Below are 16,785 nucleotides of genomic sequence, written 5' to 3'. Positions count from 1 at the left end.
CGCTCACCCCGGATCGGGGATGCGCAGCACGATCACGGCGACGTCGTCGTCGTTGTCGTCGGGACGCACCCGTTCGATGAGCCGGTCACAGAAGTCGTCCACGCCGTGGCGGGCCAGTGCGGCGGCGTGCCGGCGCAGCCGCGCCATTCCTTCGTCCAGGCCGTGGCGGGGCGACTCGACGAGCCCGTCGGTGTAGAGCACCACCGTGCTGGCCACGGGCAGCTCGGTGACGGCGTCGGTGCGCGGCAGGTCTGTGTCGGTGCCCAGCAGCAGGCCGTGCCCTTCCTCCAGGAAGCGGGTGCGCCCGTCGCCGAACACCAGCAGGGGCGGCGGGTGTCCCGCGTTGGTCCACCGCAGCAGCCGCGGCCCCGGCCCCCGGCCCTCCAGGCGGGCGAAGACCATGGTGGCCGTGGACGCCTCGCTGATGTGGCCCAGCGCCCGGTCGAGCCGCTCGACGATCCCGCTGGGCTGCTCGTCGCGGTCCCAGGCCAGCGCCCGCAGCATGTTGCGGAGCTGCGCCATGTGCGCGGCAGCCTGCAGGTCGTGGCCGACCATGTCCCCGACCACCAGCGCCGAGGTGCCGTCCTGCAGGCCGAAGACGTCGTACCAGTCGCCGCCCACGTGGGAGGCGTGCGGCGCGGGACGGTAGCGCACGGCCATCTCCAGCGAGGTCGTCCGGGGCAGCGGCGGCAGCAGGTAGCGCTGCATCGTCTCGGTGACCCGCTGCTGGCGCTCATACAGCCGCGCGTTGTCGACGGCCAGCCCCGCCTGGCGGGCCAGGTCGTCCACCAGCGCCAGTTCGGTGGCGTCGAAGTCGCCGGGCTGGTCGGCGCGGCCCAGGGTGAGCGCCCCCAGGACCGACCCGCGCGGACCGCGCAGCGGCGCGGCGACCGCCGAGTGCATGCGGGTGCGGTCCAACAGCTCCCGCTGCACCACGGCCATGCCCGCGTCCGGGGGACGCCGGTAGTCCTCGGGGCCCAGCCGGGTGGCGGGCGCGCCCCGCAGCACCCGCGACAGCGGCATCGTGGAGGCCTCCAGGACGGGCGGCATCGGCCCCTGCAACTCTTCTGCCCGGACGTGCCGGTCGCCCTCGTGGTGCACTGCCAGCACCCGCTCCACGTCCCCGGCCTCGTCGACCAGGTCGACCACGGCCCAGTCGGCCAGGCGGGGCGTGACCAGCCGCACCAGCCGCCACAGCGCCTCCCTGACCTGCAGGGTGGAGGTCAGCGCCGAGGTGGCCTCGGCGATCAGGGAGAGGCTGTCGGCCAGGTCGGTCAGCCGGGTCACACGGTCGAGGGAGTCCTGCCCGGCCGTGTCGTCGCGGGGGTCGCGGCTGTGGAACAGCACCGCCGCGCCGGTGGTGTCCGCGTCGATCCGGTAGGGGGAGGTCAGCCAGACCACGGGCAGCAGGCTGCCGTCGCCGCGCAGGAACCACTTGTCGCCGCCGTAGGTCGTGTGCCCCTGGAGGAACGCCTTCATCAGGCGGCACTGCGACCGCGGCAGCAGCACCCCGCCGGCCCCCCGGTGCAGCAGGTCGTGGGCGTTGCGTCCCACCATCTCGGACTCGGGGCGGCCGAGCATCTGCACGGCTTGGGGGTTGGCCGCGATGATCTGCTCGCGGTCGTTGGTCAGGTACACCCCGATGCCGATCCCGTCGAGCACCTTGCGGGGCAGGTCCGGATCGGCGAGCGGGGCCGGGTGGGCGAGGTCGTGGTGGTCGCTGGACAAGGGTCCGCCTTCTTCCCGGACCGGCCCTGCGGCCCGTCCAGTTGGAGCCTGGCTGTCGTGCGGCCGCACACCCACAGGCCGTCGTCTGCTCGGCCGGGCCGAGGCCGCCGGGCCGCGGCGGACTGGAGGCACGGCGCGGGGGCCGTGCCCCGCTCTCTCACAGTCCAACGTGGCGCATGGGGTGGTCATTCCACTGGTCGGCGGGACGGATGTAGGTGTCGACCACCGAGGAGTTGGGCGACCAGCGTCCCTGGCGGGCGATGTGGGCGCGCGGCACCCGTGCCGCGGCGGCGGCGGTGGCCGCGCCCGCGCGCAGGGAGTGGGCGGTGACGGGCGCGTCGATGCCGGCCCGCTGGGCGAGGGTCTTGACGATGTGGTTGATGCCGGCTCCGCTCATGCGCCCGTTGCCGCGGACGGTGGCGCCAGGGCTTCCGGCGGGCCGCCCGTGGCGGTCCACGGCGCGCAGCAGCGGACCGGAGGTGATCCCGTGTTCGGCGAGCGCGGCGATCCAGGCCAGGGTGGTGCGCACCGGGCAGGTGAGGGCCAGCGACCCGTAGGGGACGGCGACGTCGGCTCCCACCGATTCGCGGTCGGTCTTGGAGGTGCGCACCCGCGCCAGCAGCCCTTCGTCGACCTGCCGCACGTCAGCGATGTCGAGGGAGGCCAGTTCGCTGCGGCGGGCCATCATCGCGAACCCCAGCAGGCACAGGGTGCGGTCGCGCAGCCCTGCCAGGCCGTCGCCTGCGGCCTCCACCATGGCGCGGAGCTGCTCCACGGTCAGGGCGGGGGCGCGCCGCGGGACGTATCCGGCCTCGGCGCGCTCCCTGCGGTAGGCGCGCAGCACCATGCGGGCCGGTTTGGTGTCCAGGGGCAGGCCCAGGGCGGTGTGGTGGGACTGGATGGTGCCCAGGGCGCGGTCGACGGTGGCGGGGGCGGGCGGCGGGACGGCGCGGGTGAGGTCGTCGACGTAGGTGGCGAGGGTCGCCGCGGAGGCGGGCAGGGCGCTGCGCTCCCGGGCAGCACACCAGGCCTGGAAGGCCGCCCAGTCGCGGCTGTAGGCGGCGCGGGTGTTGGCGGTCCAGCCCTCGGCGATGCGCGCGGCCGCGGTCGGGCTCAGCTCCCCTTGCGTCCCGGCCGGGGCGCGCTGCCCGGCGGGCAGGAGCGGACCGTGGGGCTGGGGGGCGGTCATGGCTGTCCTTCCTCTCGGGGCACCTCAGGAGGGTCGCTTCGCCCGGCCATTAAGGCACAGGGCGGGTGCGCGGGCAACAAGCCTCCGCCCCCGCGCGGAGTGTCGCCGGCCGGGCACGGGCGGGGGTCAGGGGCGGGTGGTGCGGTCCAGGCGGCGGCGCTGCTGGCGGGCGGCGGCCGCGTCCAGTCCCCGGCCGCGCTCGGTGAGGCGGTCGGCGACGGCCGCGCGGTGCTCGACGGGTTTGTGGTCGTCGTACTTGAACTTGGCGCGCACCTCGGTGACCTGCAGGCGCAGGCCGCGAACGGCCGACAGCAGCTTTGCGTGGGGCGGCCGGCCGACCTCGACGGGGGTGTGGTCGCCGTCGGGGTGGAAGTGGGCCGTCTGGCGGTTGAGCAGGTCGGCCTTGGCCTGGGCGTCGTCGACGATGTGGGCGCGGCAGAGGAACTGGACGGCCGTGTAGTAGCTGGTGGGCACGCCCTCTCGGGGCGGGGAGCCGGCTTTGGCGCGCCAGGGGCCGGGGACGAAGGCGTAGTCGCCGACGACGGCGAGGACGACGTTGGGGTCGCGTTCGATCGCCTCCCAGACCGGGTTGGGGCGGGCCAGGTGGACCAGCAGGTCCTGCCCGTCGCGGGTGAAGTGGGTGGGCACGACCAGGGGCGGCCGGCCGGGCAGCCCGTTGACGCACAGCTGCCCGAAGTCGTGGCCTTCGGCGAGCCAGGCCTGCCACTCGGCGTCGTCCAGGGCGGCGTCCCAGGGGTGGATGAGCACGGCGTCGACCTCCTCGCAGGCGGTGGGCGGGCACGGTTCCCGGATCGGGGAACGGTACCGCGGCCCGGCGGGCGGGGCCGCGGCGCCCTCCCCTCCTGGGGGTGTGTGCGGGAGGCGGCACCCCGGTCTGCGGCGGCCGGTGCCGGAGGAGTTCCGGGGCGGCACGACGGGGGTGGCGTGTGCGCTGGCCGGGGCGGTGTGGTGCCCGCGGGCGGCTGCTGCCTGTCGACACGCGGCAGGCGCCCCGCCTTCGAAGCGGCCGGTGCGGCAGACAGCGTCCGGGGACGGTCGTGGTCGTCGGACGGCCGTCTCGTCCCCGGTTCGGGGCGCGGGCGGGCGCAGCGGAAGTCCCGCAACGGGATGTGCGTGGCGGTCCTTGCGTTCCTGTGGTCCTCAGGCCTGCTTCCGGGGCAGGTCGGCGGTGGCAGCGGGCTCATTCACCGCCGTCTGCACCGTCGCCGCCGTCGCCGCTCGTGCTTTTTCCGCCGGCCAGGGAGAGGAGGAGCAGGAAGAGGAGGAATCCGGGGAGCATCATGGCCGCCGAGGCGGGTATCAGCCATGCGACCCCGCCGAAGTAGACACCGAGGAACGCGGTGCAGAACGCGCCGGGAAGCAGGCTCTGGGCGGCCGCGGACAGCAGGTGCCGCAGATCCCTCTGCTCCGCTGCGGCCTGTCCGTTGCTGGTGAGGATCTTTCCGAGGGAGAGCGCCACGAATCCGGCGGCTCCCGCGCACGCTGCGCCGACCGCGAGCAGCTCGGGGCTGCGGTCAGCTCGACGACGGTCAGCGCGGGGAACATGCACAAGACCAGGGTGGCTCCGACCGTGGACAGCAGGTGTCGGACATCCCCTCTTTCTTCTCGTGCGGTGTCTTCGTCGTCGGTGCTCCCGCCGTCTGCGCTGGTCCTGCTGAGGAGGAACGGCGCGGCAAGCCCGGAGACCCCGTGCCCGCCATGCCGATCTCGAGCCGTTCGGTCGTGTCGAAGCGTTCGCCGGCCATCAGGGCGGGGAACACGCCGATGAGATAAGCGAACGAGACGACGGCCAGGAACTTCCGGAAGCCGGTCAGGTCCTTTCGGGTCTCCCCCCGGGTGGTCGGAGGGCGCGAGATGAGGCGGATTCGGGTGGCGGGAGCGGGGACGCCGGTGTCCTCGGAGGGCGGCTCCCGGCTCGGGGAGCCGCAGCCCTTGCGGTTGTCGTGATTCCCGGCCGGTCCGCCGGGGCGGGCGGTGCCTTCGTTCGGCCGCCGGGGGAGTCGGCGTGGGAGTGTCCTGGTGTCCCCGGTTCACCGCGGGGCTGAGAGGAGGGGGATCTGTCCGCCGGGAGGCCACCGAAGTCCTGCCGGTCACCGGAGCGCTGCTTTTCGGTCCTGTCCGCATGCCCCTTTGCGGCGGCACCACCACGGTCCTCCGGAGGCCTGGCGTCCCCCGTCCCCCGGGGAGGGGCCTCGGGGGACGGGGATCGCTGGGTACACGGCAGCCGCGGTGCCGCTCCCATCGGCCGCGGGCTTTGGGGGCAGGGTGCTGGGCGGGGTGTGCGGTTGGGGCACGGGTGGAGCCGGGTGCGGCCCGGCCGCCTCCTCCACCCGTGCCCGGACGGGGCCTTTCCCGTCCTCTGCCCGCCAGGGCACGCAGCCCCGCTCCTCAGGTGTCCCAGCGCACGAGGAGCTGTTCGGGGTGGCCCATCATCAGGCTCAGCACGGGCTGCACGCTGCTTTGGGCGGGGTCCAGTGCCAGGGTGGGGAAGCGCCCGAACAGGTGGGAGAGCATGATCTGCACCTCCAGTTCTCCCAGGGCCGCGCCCAGGCAGCGGTGGACGCCGTGGCCGAAACCGAGGTGGCGGGTGGAGGGGGCGGTCACGTCGACGCGGGGGCTGTGGGTGCGCGTGCCGTGGCGGTTGGCCGCACCGTAGGCCAGCAGGACGAAAGCGCCCTGGGGGATCGTGGTGCCGCCCAGGGTGACGTCCCGGGCGGGGTAGAGGGCGGGCAGCAGGGACACGGCGGGGCGGTGCCACAGGGTGGTGCGCACGGCGTTGCGCCAGTCGGCCCGGCCGCTGGTGAGCAGGGCGAGCTGGTCGGGGTGGTCCAGCAGCAGGTGGACGGCGTTGGTGAAGGTGCCCGTGGTGGTCTCGAAGCCCGCGATGACCACGAGCATCAGGTTGTGGACGGCTTCCTGCTCGCTGATCACGCCGTTTGAACGGGCGTGGGCGATGTCGGCGGCCAGGTCCTGTCCGGGGGGTGTGTTCTCCTTGGCGGCGACAGCCGTTGCATGAAGGCCACGGCCTCCTCCATGACGGAGGCGTCTGCCGCGAAGATCCGCCGGGTGATGCGTTGCAGGGCGGGCCAGTCGGAGCGGGCAAGCCCCAGCAGGGCCGCGATCACCTGGACGGGCACCGGCCAGGCGAGGGCCTGTTTGAGGTCGGCGTGTCCGGGGGCCTGGGCCATCCGGTCGAGGTGGGCCTCGACGATCTCCACGATCACCGGGCGCAGCCGTTGGATGCGGCGGGGGGTGAACGCCTGTTGCAGCACCCTGCGCTGGCGGTCGTGGTCGGCGTCGTTGGCGGTCAGCATGCTCTGCGTGGGGCCGAGCAGCAGGGCCAGGGGGTGGTCGCGGGGGACGCGTCCGGTCTGCAGGTCCTTCCAGTGCTCGGCGCCGCGCCGCCACAGCTGCGGGTTCGTCAACGCGGTGCGCAGTTCGTCGTAGTGGGTGACGGCGTGGACGGTCGCACCCTCGATCTCCACGGAGGCGACCGGCCCGCGTGCGATGAGCTCCTCGGCGAGGACGCCCGCGTCGTAGCGGCGTCCCAGCTCGATCGTGACGGGAGGTGGTGGCATGAGGGCTCCAACTGGAGGGTCTGCCGCGTCGGCGGTGCGGCAGACGCCGTGTGCCGGTTCTCCCCCTCCCGGAATCGACTCATGTTCCCGGTATCAGACATCTGTCCATGCAGAGAGGTTTGCACCCCGGCGCCCGACGGGTCGGGGGGAGGCGGCGCCCCGGCGCGGGGCCGCACGCGCCCGCACCGCCGTCGGCGCCGGAGCGGCCCGGCTCCCCGGCCGCGCCCCCCGAGGGGGCCGGGGGCGTCGTGCCCGTACCCCGGGGCCTCCGGTGTCCGGGCTGGTCGCGGGCGGTCTGATTCGTTTGCGGAGGGCGGGCAACGCTATGGCGCCCCGCCCGGCGGAGGCCGGCCCCCGCCGGGCGGGGGCGGCGCACCGCCCCCGATTCTGGTTTTCGATAAGGGAAGCTTATGAAAAACCAGCGCGGCAAGGGCGGCAAACGTCCCTTCCGTCCCGCCGCCGCGCGTTCCGTTTGCAAAAATTGATTACGTTATTTTGAAACGTTTCAAACGCTACGAAATTAGGGCGGGGTTCCGAGGACTCCCGCCGGGGCGGGCCGAGCCCGGCACGGCAGGCGACGCGCGCCGGTGCGAACCCCGTCGGTCGGCGTGGGGCGGGACACTGCCCGTGTCCCCGGCCACGACCACGCCCTGCACCCGCGACCGGGGCCCGGCGTGCACGTGCCGCCCGATCCGCCGCCTGCCGCCCCGGCGACACCTTCGGCCCCGGGGCGGCCGTGATGCGCACGGGAACCGCCAGGCATCGGCAACGGTCCCCGGCGCGGCTCGCGGGCCGTCGACGACGGAGACCTGTCGCGAGGAGTCCGGCCTGTCCACGGCAGGGGTCTGCTCCCGCGTCCTCCGGGGAAGGAGAGCCTCTTCCGTGCGCTCGCCGAACGGGCCGCGGCCGCGTGCGCGCACGAGCGGCGCGGGGAAGTCCGCCGCGTCCAGGCGGGCCGCTGCCACGGTGTGCTGCTCGGCCGACCACGACGCGCGGCACACCGTGGCAGCCGGAGGAGGGGGGAGGCGGCCCGCCGTGCCGGGCGCGCCGGCCGGGCACTCGACACCCGGACGGAGGTCGCCGTCGGCGTCGGGGCGGTCACGGCCAGCCCGCGTCTGCCGACCGTCGGACGGGCGGCTCGAGTCGGCGGGAGCGCTGAACGGCCGCACCACGGTCGTGGCGGCGCTGGGGCCGGGAACGGCCGCAGGGGCAAGCCCCTGCCGGGCAGCGCGGTACCGACCGTGGCCGCGGGGTGAAGCAGAGGCGGCAAGAGGCCTGGTCCAGCAAAGTCGTCGTAGCTGTCCGCGCCGGTCGTACCAGCCCGCGGGCTGCCGTGGAACGGGCGGTCCCGCTGGAAGGCGGCGGGCCCGGCTGGACGGCCGCACCCCCGGGGCTGCTCTCCTCAACGGGGCGCGCACCGCGCATCCGAGGGCCGCCGGATCACAGGATGCCCCCGCCCCGCTCCTGGCGGGCCGGTGCGGCCCGGGTGCTTTCGAAGCCGTCCGGCGCCCCCTCCACGTTCGACCTCCGGGTGCCCCTCCCCTCCCCCCGCACCCCGCTGGCCTGGGCCCACCGGCGCGGTCGGCCGCGGCGGAGCCTGTCCTTGCCGCAGCACGACGGCAAACAGCATCCTGGTGTCGTGTCCCCTGCCCCGGGAGTTGACCGTATGCCTCGCCTTCCCGACGAGACCTCCTTCGACGTCCTCATCGTGGGCGCCGGGCTGTCCGGGATCGCAGCCGCCTACTACCTGCAACGCGACCACCCGCAGCGCAGCTACGCCATCCTGGAGGCGCGCGACGCCTCCGGCGGCACCTGGGACCTGTTCCGCTATCCCGGGGTGCGCTCCGACTCCGACCTGTACACCCTCGGCTACGAGTTCCGGCCCTGGCGCGGCGAGCGCGCCATCGCCGACGCCGAAACGATCCTGGCCTACCTGCGCGACACGGCCGCCGCCCACGGCATCGACCGCCGCATCCGCCTGCGCTCCCGGGTCCTGGAGGCGTCGTGGTCGTCGCAGCAGGCCCGCTGGAGCGTGACGGTCGAGCACACCGACACCGGGGAGCACACCACCCTGACCTGCTCCTGGCTGTTCTGCGCGGGCGGCTACTACCGCTACGACAGGGGCCACACCCCGCACTTCCAGGGACAGCACCGCTTCGGCGGGACGATCGTGCACCCCCAGCACTGGCCTGCCGACCTCGACCACGCCGGGCGGCGCGTGGTGGTGATCGGCAGCGGCGCCACCGCCGTCACCCTGGTCCCGGCCCTGGCGGACACGGCCGCGCACGTCGCCATGGTGCAGCGCACCCCCACCTACATCGTCCCGCTGTCCAGCAGGGACCGGCTGGCCGACCGGCTGCGCGCGCTGCTGGGCGACGAACGCGCCCACGCGCTCCTGCGCCGCCGCAGCATCGTGCGCCAGCACCTGTTCTGGCGGTTCTGCCGCAGTTTCCCGCACCTGGCACGGCGGGTCATCCGGCGCGCCAACGTGCGGATGCTGCCCGAGGGCTACCCCGTCGACGTGCACTTCAACCCGCCCTACGACCCCTGGGACCAGCGGTTGTGCGTCGACGTGGGCGGCCGGCTGTTCCGCGCGGTGCGCGAGGGGCGGGCCGAGGTCGTCACCGACCGCATCGCCGAGTTCACCGAGACCGGGGTGCGCCTGGAGTCGGGCCGCCACCTCCAGGCCGACATCGTCGTCACCGCCACCGGTCTTGCCGTGCAGGCGATGGGCGGCATGGCGTTGACTGTCGACGGCCGGCGGGTCCGCCTGCGCGACACCGTCGCCTACAAGGGGACGATGCTGTCGGGGGTGCCCAACTTCGCCTACGCGATCGGCTACACCAACGCGTCGTGGACGCTTCGGGTCGGCCTGGTCTGCGAACACTGGTGCCGACTGCTGGCCCACATGGACGCCCACGGCTACGACACTGCGCGCCCCGTCGCCGACCCTACCGTGCCCACCCGGCCGCTTCTGGACTTCGACGCCGGCTACATCCGGCGCGCCGTCGACCAGTTGCCCCGCCAGGGCGACCGCGCGCCGTGGCGGACGCCGACGAGCTACGCCGAGGACGTGCGCCTGCTGCGCCGCCGCCCCGTCACCGACCCGCATCTGCACCTGGGCCGCAGCCCGGCGGCACGGGCCGACGCCCGCGACCCCGCCGCAGAACCCGCGGCCTGACCCCGCCCCCGTCCACCGACCCGCACTGGAGGTCTTCGTGCACGACTTCGACTGGCAGCCCGACATCCTCGGCGACGGCTACCGCCAGCACGTCCTGGAACTGGGCGACGACCCCGACGGAGAGGGGCAGGTCGCCGCCGTGCTGGTGCGCCGCGACGTCCGCCCGGGCGAGAGCGTGCACGGCGCGGTGCTGTACGTGCACGGCTTCTCCGACTACTTCTTCCAGACCCCCATGGCCGACTTCCTCGCCGAACGGGGCCTGGCGTTCTACGCCCTGGACCTGCGCAAGTCGGGCCGGGCCCGGCGGGCGGGCCAGACCGCGCACTACGTGTCGGACCTGGCCCTGTACGACGCCGAGCTGGAGCGGGCGCTGTCGGTCCTCGCCGAGCGCCACCCCGGCCTTCCCGTGGTGGTGCTCGCCCACTCCACCGGCGGGCTGGTCACCGCCCTGTGGCTGGACCGCCGCCGGGCCCGCGGGGCTGTCGCGCCGGTGGCGGGCCTGGTGCTCAACAGCCCCTGGTTCGACCTGCAGGGCAAGCCGTCGCACCGGGGGGTGCTGACCCAGGCGCTGCGCGTGCTGGCGAAGGTCGCCCCACGGCACCGGCTGGCCGTGATGCCCGGCGTCTACGGCACCACCCTGCACACCAGCGGCACCGGGGAGTGGGACTTCGACCTGGAGCTGAAGCCGCTGCAGGGGTTCCCGGTGACCGTGGGCTGGCTCAACGCGGTGCGGCGCGGCCATGCCCGCCTGCACCGGGGGCTGGACGTGGGCGTGCCGTCGCTGGTGCTGCGCTCGGACCGCTCCGACCTGTCGGGGGTGCGCTCGGAGCTGAGCGACTGCTGCGACACGGTGCTGGACGTCGCCCAGATCGCCCGGTGGTCCGGCTGCCTGGGCGCGGAGACCACGGTGGTGCCGATCGCGGGGGCACGCCACGACGTGTTCCTGTCGCTGCCCGGGCCCCGCGCGCACGCCTACCGGGTCATGGGGGACTGGCTGGAGCAGCACGGCCTGTCGGCCTCCTCGGCGCGCTCCCGCCGGGGGGAGTGGTCGGAGGGGGACGGGGCCGCCCGGGCGTGAGGGGGCGGCCCCGGGGCGGGGTCAGCCGAGCATCAGTCCGGCGGCCAGCACGATCATCACCACGCCGACGGCCAGGTCCAGGACCCGCCACACGGCGGGGCGCCCCAGCACCCGAGAGGCGGCGCGCGCCCCGAAGCCCAGGGCGGTGAACCAGGTGAGGCTGCCCAGCGCGGCCCCGGCCGCAAACCACCACCGGTGCGGGCCGTGCTGGTGGGCCACGGAGCCGAGCAGCAGCACCGTGTCGAGGTAGACGTGCGGGTTGAGGTAGGTCAGCGCCAGCGTGGTGGCCACCACCGCCCACCAACTGCTCTGCCGCCCCGACGCGGCGTGCAGCGCCTGGGAGCGGCGGGCGCTCCACAGCGACCGCAGCCCGTAGCAGAGCAGGTAGGCCGCGCCCGCCCACCGCAGCACGTCCAGCAGGAGCGGGTGGCGGTGCACGAACACGCCCATGCCGCCCACCCCGACCCCGATGAGCAGCGCGTCGGAGGCCGCGCACAGGGCGACGACCGTGCCGGTGTGGGCGCGCCGCAGCCCCTGGCGCAGCACGAACGCGTTCTGTGCGCCGATGGCCACGATCAACGACAGTCCGGTCAGCAGACCGGCGACAAGAGCAGACATGACGGACACGGCGGACAACCCTAGGCATCATCCGATCTGAAGTACAGCGAAAGATTCTGAAGTTCCCTTAGGTTTGCTTCATGAAGATCAGTTCCGAGCACCTGACCACCCTGGTCGCGATCGTCGACCACGGCACCTTCGACGCCGCCGCACGGCACCTGTCGATCTCCCCCTCGGCCGTCAGCCAGCGCGTGCGCGCCCTGGAGTCACACCTGGGGCGGGTGGTCGTGGCGCGCAGCACGCCGTGCCGGCCCACCGAGGCCGGGCAGGTGCTGCTGCGGCTGGCCCGCCAACAGCAGTTGCTGGAGCGCGAGGCGCTGGCCGAGCTGCGCGCCGACGGGCACCGCGCCGTGGAGATGACGGTGGCCGTCAACGCCGACTCCCTGGCCACCTGGTTTCCCCGGGTGCTGGAGGAGTGCGCGTCCTGGCCTGATGTGACCGTGCACCTGCACGTGGAGGACCAGGACCACTCGGCCGAGCTGCTGCGGGCCGGGGCGGTGCTGGCCGCGGTCACCTCCGATCCGGTCGCGGTGCAGGGCTGCACGGTGGAGCACCTGGGCACGATGCGCTACCTGCCGCTGGCCGCCCCCGCCCTTGCCGAGCGGTGGAGCAGCGGCGGGCGCGTCGACTGGGCGGCGATGCCGATGGTCCGCTTCAACGCCAAGGACGACCTGCAGCACCGGCTGCTGGCGGCCCAGGGGGTCACCGCCGACCCGCCCACGCACGTCGTGCCCTCCTCGCAGGGCTTTGTGGCCGCGGTGCGCGCGGGGCTGGGCTGGGGGATGGTGCCGCGCGAGCAGGTGGGCGACGACCTGCACACCGGCCGCCTGGTACGCCTGGCCGGGGCCGACCCGGTGGACGTGCCGCTGTACTGGCAGCACTGGCGGCTGCGCTCGGCGCGCCTGGACCGCCTCAGTGCGGCCGTGCGCGCCGCCGCGGCCGTCCTGGACCGCTGACCCGCGCCCCCTCGCAGCATCGGGGACAGCAAACGGCCGCAACACCGCGGAGTGTCGGGGGTGCGGCGGCCAGGGCGGGCCGCCGGTACGAGGAGGAGGGGGCAGCGTGCTGCGGGGAATGGCCGCGGTCGACTACTGGGCCGACGACGTGGCAGAGGCGGGGCGCCGCCTGCTGGAGATGGGGGCGGCACCGTACCAGGGGATCACCAGCCACGGCGAGGCCGGGTTCGTCACCGCCTCGGTCCTCGACCCCCTTTCGGCAACGTCCTGGGCGTGATGAACAACCCGCACCACCTGCAAGATGCTGGACGCCCGGGGCTGAGGCCCGCGGGCGTGCCACGGCAGCCGGGCGGCGAGCGCCCACTCCTCACCCTCCGGGGCGACCGCGCATGCCCCGCGCCGAGGGCTCCGGGAGCCCGTCGGGCAGGAGATGACGACCGCGCCGTGCCCGGCGCGGCGGGCGATACCGCGGGTGCGGCGACGTCACCGCCGCCGCACCGCGCCCCGACTGTCGGCCGCACCGCACCCCGGTGGTCCGGACCCTGCGGTGCGGCAAGCCCACCCGGGCCTGCTCCCGCCCCGCATCCATGCTGCTTGGGGTCCGGGCCGGGGCGGGAGCACGGTTCAGGCTCCGACGTAGGCCGCCAGGTGCTTGCCGGTGAGGGTGGAGCGCGCCGCGACCAGGTCGGCCGGGGTGCCCTCGAAGACGATCCGGCCGCCGTCGTGACCGGCCCCCGGCCCCAGGTCGATGATCCAGTCGGCGTGCGCCATCACCGCCAGGTGGTGCTCCACCACGATCACCGACTTGCCGGAGTCCACGAGCCGGTCGAGCAGGCCGAGCATCTGCTGCACGTCCGCCAGGTGCAGCCCGGTGGTGGGCTCGTCGAGAACGTAGATGCCGCCCTTGTCCCCCATGTGGGTGGCCATCTTGAGCCGCTGCCGCTCCCCGCCCGACAGGGTGGTCAGCGGCTGGCCGAGACTGAGGTAGCCCAGCCCCACGTCGGCGAGCCGCTCCAGGACGGCGCGGGCGGCCGGGGTGCGCGCCTGGCCCGAGCCGAAGAACTCCAACGCCTCGTCCACCGACATCTCCAGCACCTCGCTGATGCTGCGGCCGCCCAGCGTGTACTCCAGCACCGCCGCCTGGAACCGCTTGCCCTCGCACTCCTCGCACACGGTGGCCACCCCGGCCATCATCGCCAGGTCGGTGTAGACGACCCCGGCACCGTTGCAGGTGGGGCAGGCGCCTTCGGAGTTGGCGCTGAACAGCGACGGCTTGACCCCGTTGGCCTTCGCGAACGCCTTGCGGATCGGGTCGAGCAGCCCGGTGTAGGTGGCCGGGTTGCTGCGCCGCGATCCGCGGATCGCCCCCTGGTCGATCGCGACCACCCCGGCATCAGCCGGAAGCGACCCGTGCACCAGCGAGCTCTTGCCCGACCCGGCGACCCCGGTGACCACGACCAGCACCCCCAGCGGGATGTCCACGTCGACGTTGCGCAGGTTGTGCGCGGTGGCGCCGCGCACCTGCAACGCGCCCACGGGAGTGCGCACCTTCTCCTTCAGCCGGGCCCGATCACCCAGGTGGCGGCCGGTGAGGGTGCCGCTTGCGCGCAGCCCCTCCACCGGACCCTCGTAGCAGACGGTGCCGCCCCGCGCTCCGGCCCCGGGCCCCAGGTCGACCACGTGGTCGGCGATCTGGACCACCTCGGGCTTGTGCTCCACCACCAGCACCGTGTTGCCCTTGTCGCGCAGCCGCAGCAGCAGCTCGTTCATCCGCTGGATGTCGTGGGGGTGCAGGCCGACCGTCGGCTCGTCGAAGACGTAGGTCACGTCGGTCAGGCTGGAACCGAGGTGGCGCACCATCTTCACCCGCTGCGCCTCACCCCCCGACAGCGTGCCCGAGGGCCGGTCCAGCGACAGGTAGCCCAACCCGATCTCCACGAACGAGTCGAGCGTGTGCCGCAGTGTGGCCAGCAGCGGCGCCACCGACGGCTCGTCCAGGCCGCGCACCCACTCGGCCAGGTCACTGATCTGCATCGCGCAGGCGTCGGCGATACTGATCCCCCTGATCTTGGAGGAGCGGGCGGCCTCGTTGAGCCGGGTGCCCTCACAGTCGGGACAGGTCCGGAAAGTCACCGCCCGCTCCACGAAGGCCCGGATGTGCGGCTGCAACGCATCCGGGTCCTTGGACAGAAACGACTTGCGCACCCGCAGCACCAGGCCCTCATAGGTCAGGTTGCTGGTGCCGACGCGCACCTTGGTCGGCTTGCGGTACAGGAAGTCGTGCAGCTCCCGTTCGGTGTAGTCGCGGATCGGCTTGTCCGGATCGACGAACCCCGACTCGGCGAAGACCCGCACCAGCCACCCGTCCGCCTTGTAGCCGGGCACGAGGATCGCGCCCTCGTTGAGCGACTTGCTGTCGTCGTAGAGCTGCGACAGGTCGATGTCGTTGACCTTGCCCAAACCCTCGCAGCGCGGACACATGCCGCCGGTGACGGAGAACTCCGCAACGCTGCGCTCCGACTGCGGACCGCGGTCGACGGTGACCGCGCCGCTGCCGCGCGCCGAGGCGACGTTGAACGAGAACGCGTTGGACGGGCCGATGTAGGGCCGGCCCAGCCGGCTGAAGAGGATCCGCAGCAGCGTGCCGGTGTCGGTGACGGTGCCGACCGTGGAGCGGGCGCTGGCGACCATCCGCTCCTGGTCGACGATGATCGCGGTCGTCAACCCCTCCAGCACGTCGACGTCGGGCCGCGCCACCTGCGGCATGAACCCCTGCACGAAGGCGCTGTAGGTCTCGTTGATCAGCCGCTGCGACTCCGCGGCGATCGTGTCGAACACCAGGGAGCTCTTGCCCGAGCCGGACACTCCGGTGAACACCGTCAGCCGGCGTTTGGGGATCTCGACGCTGATGTTCTTCAGGTTGTTCTCGCGCGCCCCCTGCACACGGATCAGGTCGTGGCTGTCGGCGACGTGCCGCTCCTGTAGCCGGGGAACCGTACTCGTGGTCGTGGCCATGGCAGCTTCCTCAAACTTCCCGGACGGTCGCATCGGTCGTGGAGTCCACCACGATCCAACCAGGCTCCTGTGACAGATTCGGTGCATTCCGCACACCCGTACTGCCGCGGGACGCCCCACGGCAGTACGGGGGATCAGCGCTGCTGGATGCGGACCAGGTTGCCGGCGGGGTCGCGGAAGGCGCAGTCACGCACGCCGTAAGGCTGGTCGGTGGGCTCCTGGACGACCTCGGCACGCGACTGCAAGGCGTCGAAGACGCGGTCGACGTCGGAAACGGCCAGGACGATCCACCCGTAGGTGCCCTTGGCCATCATCTCCGCGATGGTGCGGCGCTCCGCCTCGGTGATGCCGGGGTCGGCGTCGGGCGGAGCCAGCAGGATGGACGTCTCGGGCCGACCGGGCGGACCCACGGTGATCCACCGCATCCGGCCGCTGCCCACGTCGTTGCGGACCTCAAAGCCCAGCAGGTCGCGGTAGAAGGCCAGGGACTCCTCTGGGTCGCTGTGCGGCAGAAAGACGGTGTGAATGGTGATGTCCATGGCCTTCACGCTAGTAGCGCCACCACACCCCGCGCTTCTCGATTCCTGACCGGCCTGCCGACCCGCTTGACCACACACGCCGGCAGCCCCGCAGCCGACTGCGCGGCCCTGCGGCGGTAGACGCTGGGAGGCATGCCGACCAGCTCGGTGAAACGGGTGCTGAAGGTCCCCAACGAGGAGCAGCCGACCGCGAAGCACACCTCGGTGACGCTCAGGTCGCCGCGGCGCAGCAGCGCCATCGCACGCTCGATACGCCGCGTCATCAGATAGGAGTAGGGCGACTCGCCGTAGGCGAGCCGGAACCGGCGGCTGAGGTGCCCCGCCGACATGTGCACGTCCCGGGCCAGCGCCGCCACGTCCAAGGGCTGGGCGTAGTCCCGGTCGATCCGGTCGCGCACCCGGCGCAGCAGCGCCAGGTCACGCAGCCTGCGCTCCTGGGCCGCCCCCGTCACACGGCCCGCCGCCCCATGCCGCCCTTGCCCGACCACCCTCATGCCCCCAGCCGCTCCAGCAGGTAGGCGCGCAGCGCCACGGCGTTGTTGTGCTCGACGTCGGCAGCCGCACACAGCAGCGTCACCGGGCCCCGGCGCGCCTCCCGCACCAACTCCTCCACCGCCTCGGGCTCCTCGTCCAGTTCCGCACGGTAGCGGGCACAAAACCCCTCCCAGCGTGCCGGGTCGTGGCCGAACCAGCGGCGCAACTGCGTGCTGGGCGCCACCTGACGCACCCAGCCGTCCACCCGCAGCTCCTCCTTGCGCACCCCGCGCGGCCACACCCGGTCGACGAGGAACACCCGCCGCCCCCGCGTGGCCGAACCGTCGCGCACCCCGCCGTCGTAGACCCGGCGGACATCGATGTCACCCGAAGTTCCCATACCCTGCC

15 protein-coding genes are annotated in these 16,785 nt (G+C 73.6%); 4 read left to right on the top strand and 11 right to left on the bottom strand.

What is annotated here, in order from left to right:
- Window positions 1–3: 3 nt before the first annotated feature.
- From AC529_RS09280 to AC529_RS09255, 6 genes are all read right to left on the bottom strand, one after another.
- Window positions 4–1,728, bottom strand: coding sequence for a SpoIIE family protein phosphatase (locus AC529_RS09280; RefSeq protein ID WP_068755591.1), 1,725 nt, complete (start codon window positions 1,726–1,728; stop codon window positions 4–6).
- Between the two features lie 157 nt (window positions 1,729–1,885).
- Complete coding sequence (locus AC529_RS09275; RefSeq protein ID WP_068755590.1) at window positions 1,886–2,917, bottom strand: tyrosine-type recombinase/integrase; 1,032 nt, start codon at window positions 2,915–2,917, stop codon at window positions 1,886–1,888.
- Between the two features lie 126 nt (window positions 2,918–3,043).
- Window positions 3,044–3,685 (bottom strand): FMN-binding negative transcriptional regulator, encoded by a 642-nt coding sequence (locus tag AC529_RS09270; protein WP_068755588.1) that lies wholly within the window; start codon window positions 3,683–3,685, stop codon window positions 3,044–3,046.
- Window positions 3,686–4,118: 433 nt separating this feature from the next.
- Entirely contained in the window at window positions 4,119–4,397 is a 279-nt protein-coding gene (locus AC529_RS09265; RefSeq protein ID WP_068755586.1) for a hypothetical protein, read from the bottom strand.
- Window positions 4,398–5,326: 929 nt separating this feature from the next.
- Complete coding sequence (locus AC529_RS09260; protein WP_068755585.1) at window positions 5,327–5,869, bottom strand: cytochrome P450; 543 nt, start codon at window positions 5,867–5,869, stop codon at window positions 5,327–5,329.
- Window positions 5,866–6,516 carry a cytochrome P450 family protein gene (locus AC529_RS09255; RefSeq protein WP_068755583.1) on the bottom strand — a complete coding sequence of 217 codons (651 nt, stop codon included), beginning with the start codon at window positions 6,514–6,516 and terminating at the stop codon, window positions 5,866–5,868. Before AC529_RS09255 ends, AC529_RS09260 begins: the two co-directional genes overlap by 4 nt.
- 1,666 nt (window positions 6,517–8,182) lie before the next feature.
- Here AC529_RS09255 and AC529_RS09250 point away from each other — a divergent pair.
- The gene (locus tag AC529_RS09250) at window positions 8,183–9,697 is read left to right on the top strand and encodes a flavin-containing monooxygenase (protein ID WP_068755581.1); all 1,515 of its coding nucleotides are present in this window, start codon (window positions 8,183–8,185) and stop codon (window positions 9,695–9,697) included.
- Between the two features lie 37 nt (window positions 9,698–9,734).
- Window positions 9,735–10,775, top strand: a complete 1,041-nt coding sequence (locus tag AC529_RS09245; RefSeq protein ID WP_068755579.1) for an alpha/beta hydrolase — start codon at window positions 9,735–9,737, stop codon at window positions 10,773–10,775.
- Between the two features lie 21 nt (window positions 10,776–10,796).
- On the opposite strand, the gene AC529_RS09240 is transcribed toward AC529_RS09245, so the two are convergent.
- A complete protein-coding gene (locus tag AC529_RS09240; protein WP_068755963.1) occupies window positions 10,797–11,393 on the bottom strand; it encodes a LysE/ArgO family amino acid transporter in 597 nt (198 codons plus the stop codon).
- Between the two features lie 80 nt (window positions 11,394–11,473).
- Here AC529_RS09240 and AC529_RS09235 point away from each other — a divergent pair, with 80 nt between their 5' ends.
- Window positions 11,474–12,349, top strand: a complete 876-nt coding sequence (locus tag AC529_RS09235; protein ID WP_068755577.1) for a LysR family transcriptional regulator ArgP — start codon at window positions 11,474–11,476, stop codon at window positions 12,347–12,349.
- A gap of 106 nt (window positions 12,350–12,455) precedes the next feature.
- Window positions 12,456–12,626 carry a hypothetical protein gene (locus AC529_RS20465; RefSeq protein WP_198156355.1) on the top strand — a complete coding sequence of 57 codons (171 nt, stop codon included), beginning with the start codon at window positions 12,456–12,458 and terminating at the stop codon, window positions 12,624–12,626.
- Between the two features lie 347 nt (window positions 12,627–12,973).
- Here the strand turns inward: AC529_RS20465 and AC529_RS09230 are convergent, their stop codons facing one another.
- From AC529_RS09230 to AC529_RS09215, 4 genes are all read right to left on the bottom strand, one after another.
- Window positions 12,974–15,364: an ATP-binding cassette domain-containing protein gene (locus tag AC529_RS09230; RefSeq protein ID WP_068755575.1), complete on the bottom strand. Its 2,391-nt coding sequence runs from the start codon at window positions 15,362–15,364 to the stop codon at window positions 12,974–12,976.
- Between the two features lie 134 nt (window positions 15,365–15,498).
- Window positions 15,499–15,903: a VOC family protein gene (locus AC529_RS09225; protein WP_068755961.1), complete on the bottom strand. Its 405-nt coding sequence runs from the start codon at window positions 15,901–15,903 to the stop codon at window positions 15,499–15,501.
- 5 nt (window positions 15,904–15,908) lie between these two features.
- A complete protein-coding gene (locus tag AC529_RS09220; protein WP_394326440.1) occupies window positions 15,909–16,355 on the bottom strand; it encodes a helix-turn-helix transcriptional regulator in 447 nt (148 codons plus the stop codon).
- Between the two features lie 38 nt (window positions 16,356–16,393).
- Window positions 16,394–16,777 (bottom strand): DUF488 domain-containing protein, encoded by a 384-nt coding sequence (locus tag AC529_RS09215; RefSeq protein ID WP_068755571.1) that lies wholly within the window; start codon window positions 16,775–16,777, stop codon window positions 16,394–16,396.
- Window positions 16,778–16,785: the final 8 nt, after the last annotated feature.

The sequence above is a fragment of the Thermobifida cellulosilytica TB100 genome (assembly GCF_001517975.1).
GTDB lineage: Bacteria > Actinomycetota > Actinomycetes > Streptosporangiales > Streptosporangiaceae > Thermobifida > Thermobifida cellulosilytica.
The sequence above is the reverse complement of the archived record's forward strand: the minus strand, read 5'-3'. Positions and strand labels throughout refer to the sequence as shown.

Excerpts from the sequence above, each read along its gene's own strand:
- AC529_RS09275 (WP_068755590.1), bottom strand. The coding sequence starts at position 2,917 with ATGACCGCCCCCCAGCCCCACGGTCCGCTCCTGCCCGCCGGGCAGCGC.
- AC529_RS09255 (WP_068755583.1), bottom strand. The coding sequence starts at position 6,516 with ATGCCACCACCTCCCGTCACGATCGAGCTGGGACGCCGCTACGACGCG.
- AC529_RS09250 (WP_068755581.1), top strand. The coding sequence starts at position 8,183 with ATGCCTCGCCTTCCCGACGAGACCTCCTTCGACGTCCTCATCGTGGGC.
- AC529_RS09240 (WP_068755963.1), bottom strand. The coding sequence starts at position 11,393 with ATGTCTGCTCTTGTCGCCGGTCTGCTGACCGGACTGTCGTTGATCGTG.
- AC529_RS09235 (WP_068755577.1), top strand. The coding sequence starts at position 11,474 with ATGAAGATCAGTTCCGAGCACCTGACCACCCTGGTCGCGATCGTCGAC.
- AC529_RS09230 (WP_068755575.1), bottom strand. The coding sequence starts at position 15,364 with ATGGCCACGACCACGAGTACGGTTCCCCGGCTACAGGAGCGGCACGTC.
- AC529_RS09225 (WP_068755961.1), bottom strand. The coding sequence starts at position 15,903 with ATGGACATCACCATTCACACCGTCTTTCTGCCGCACAGCGACCCAGAG.
- AC529_RS09215 (WP_068755571.1), bottom strand. The coding sequence starts at position 16,777 with ATGGGAACTTCGGGTGACATCGATGTCCGCCGGGTCTACGACGGCGGG.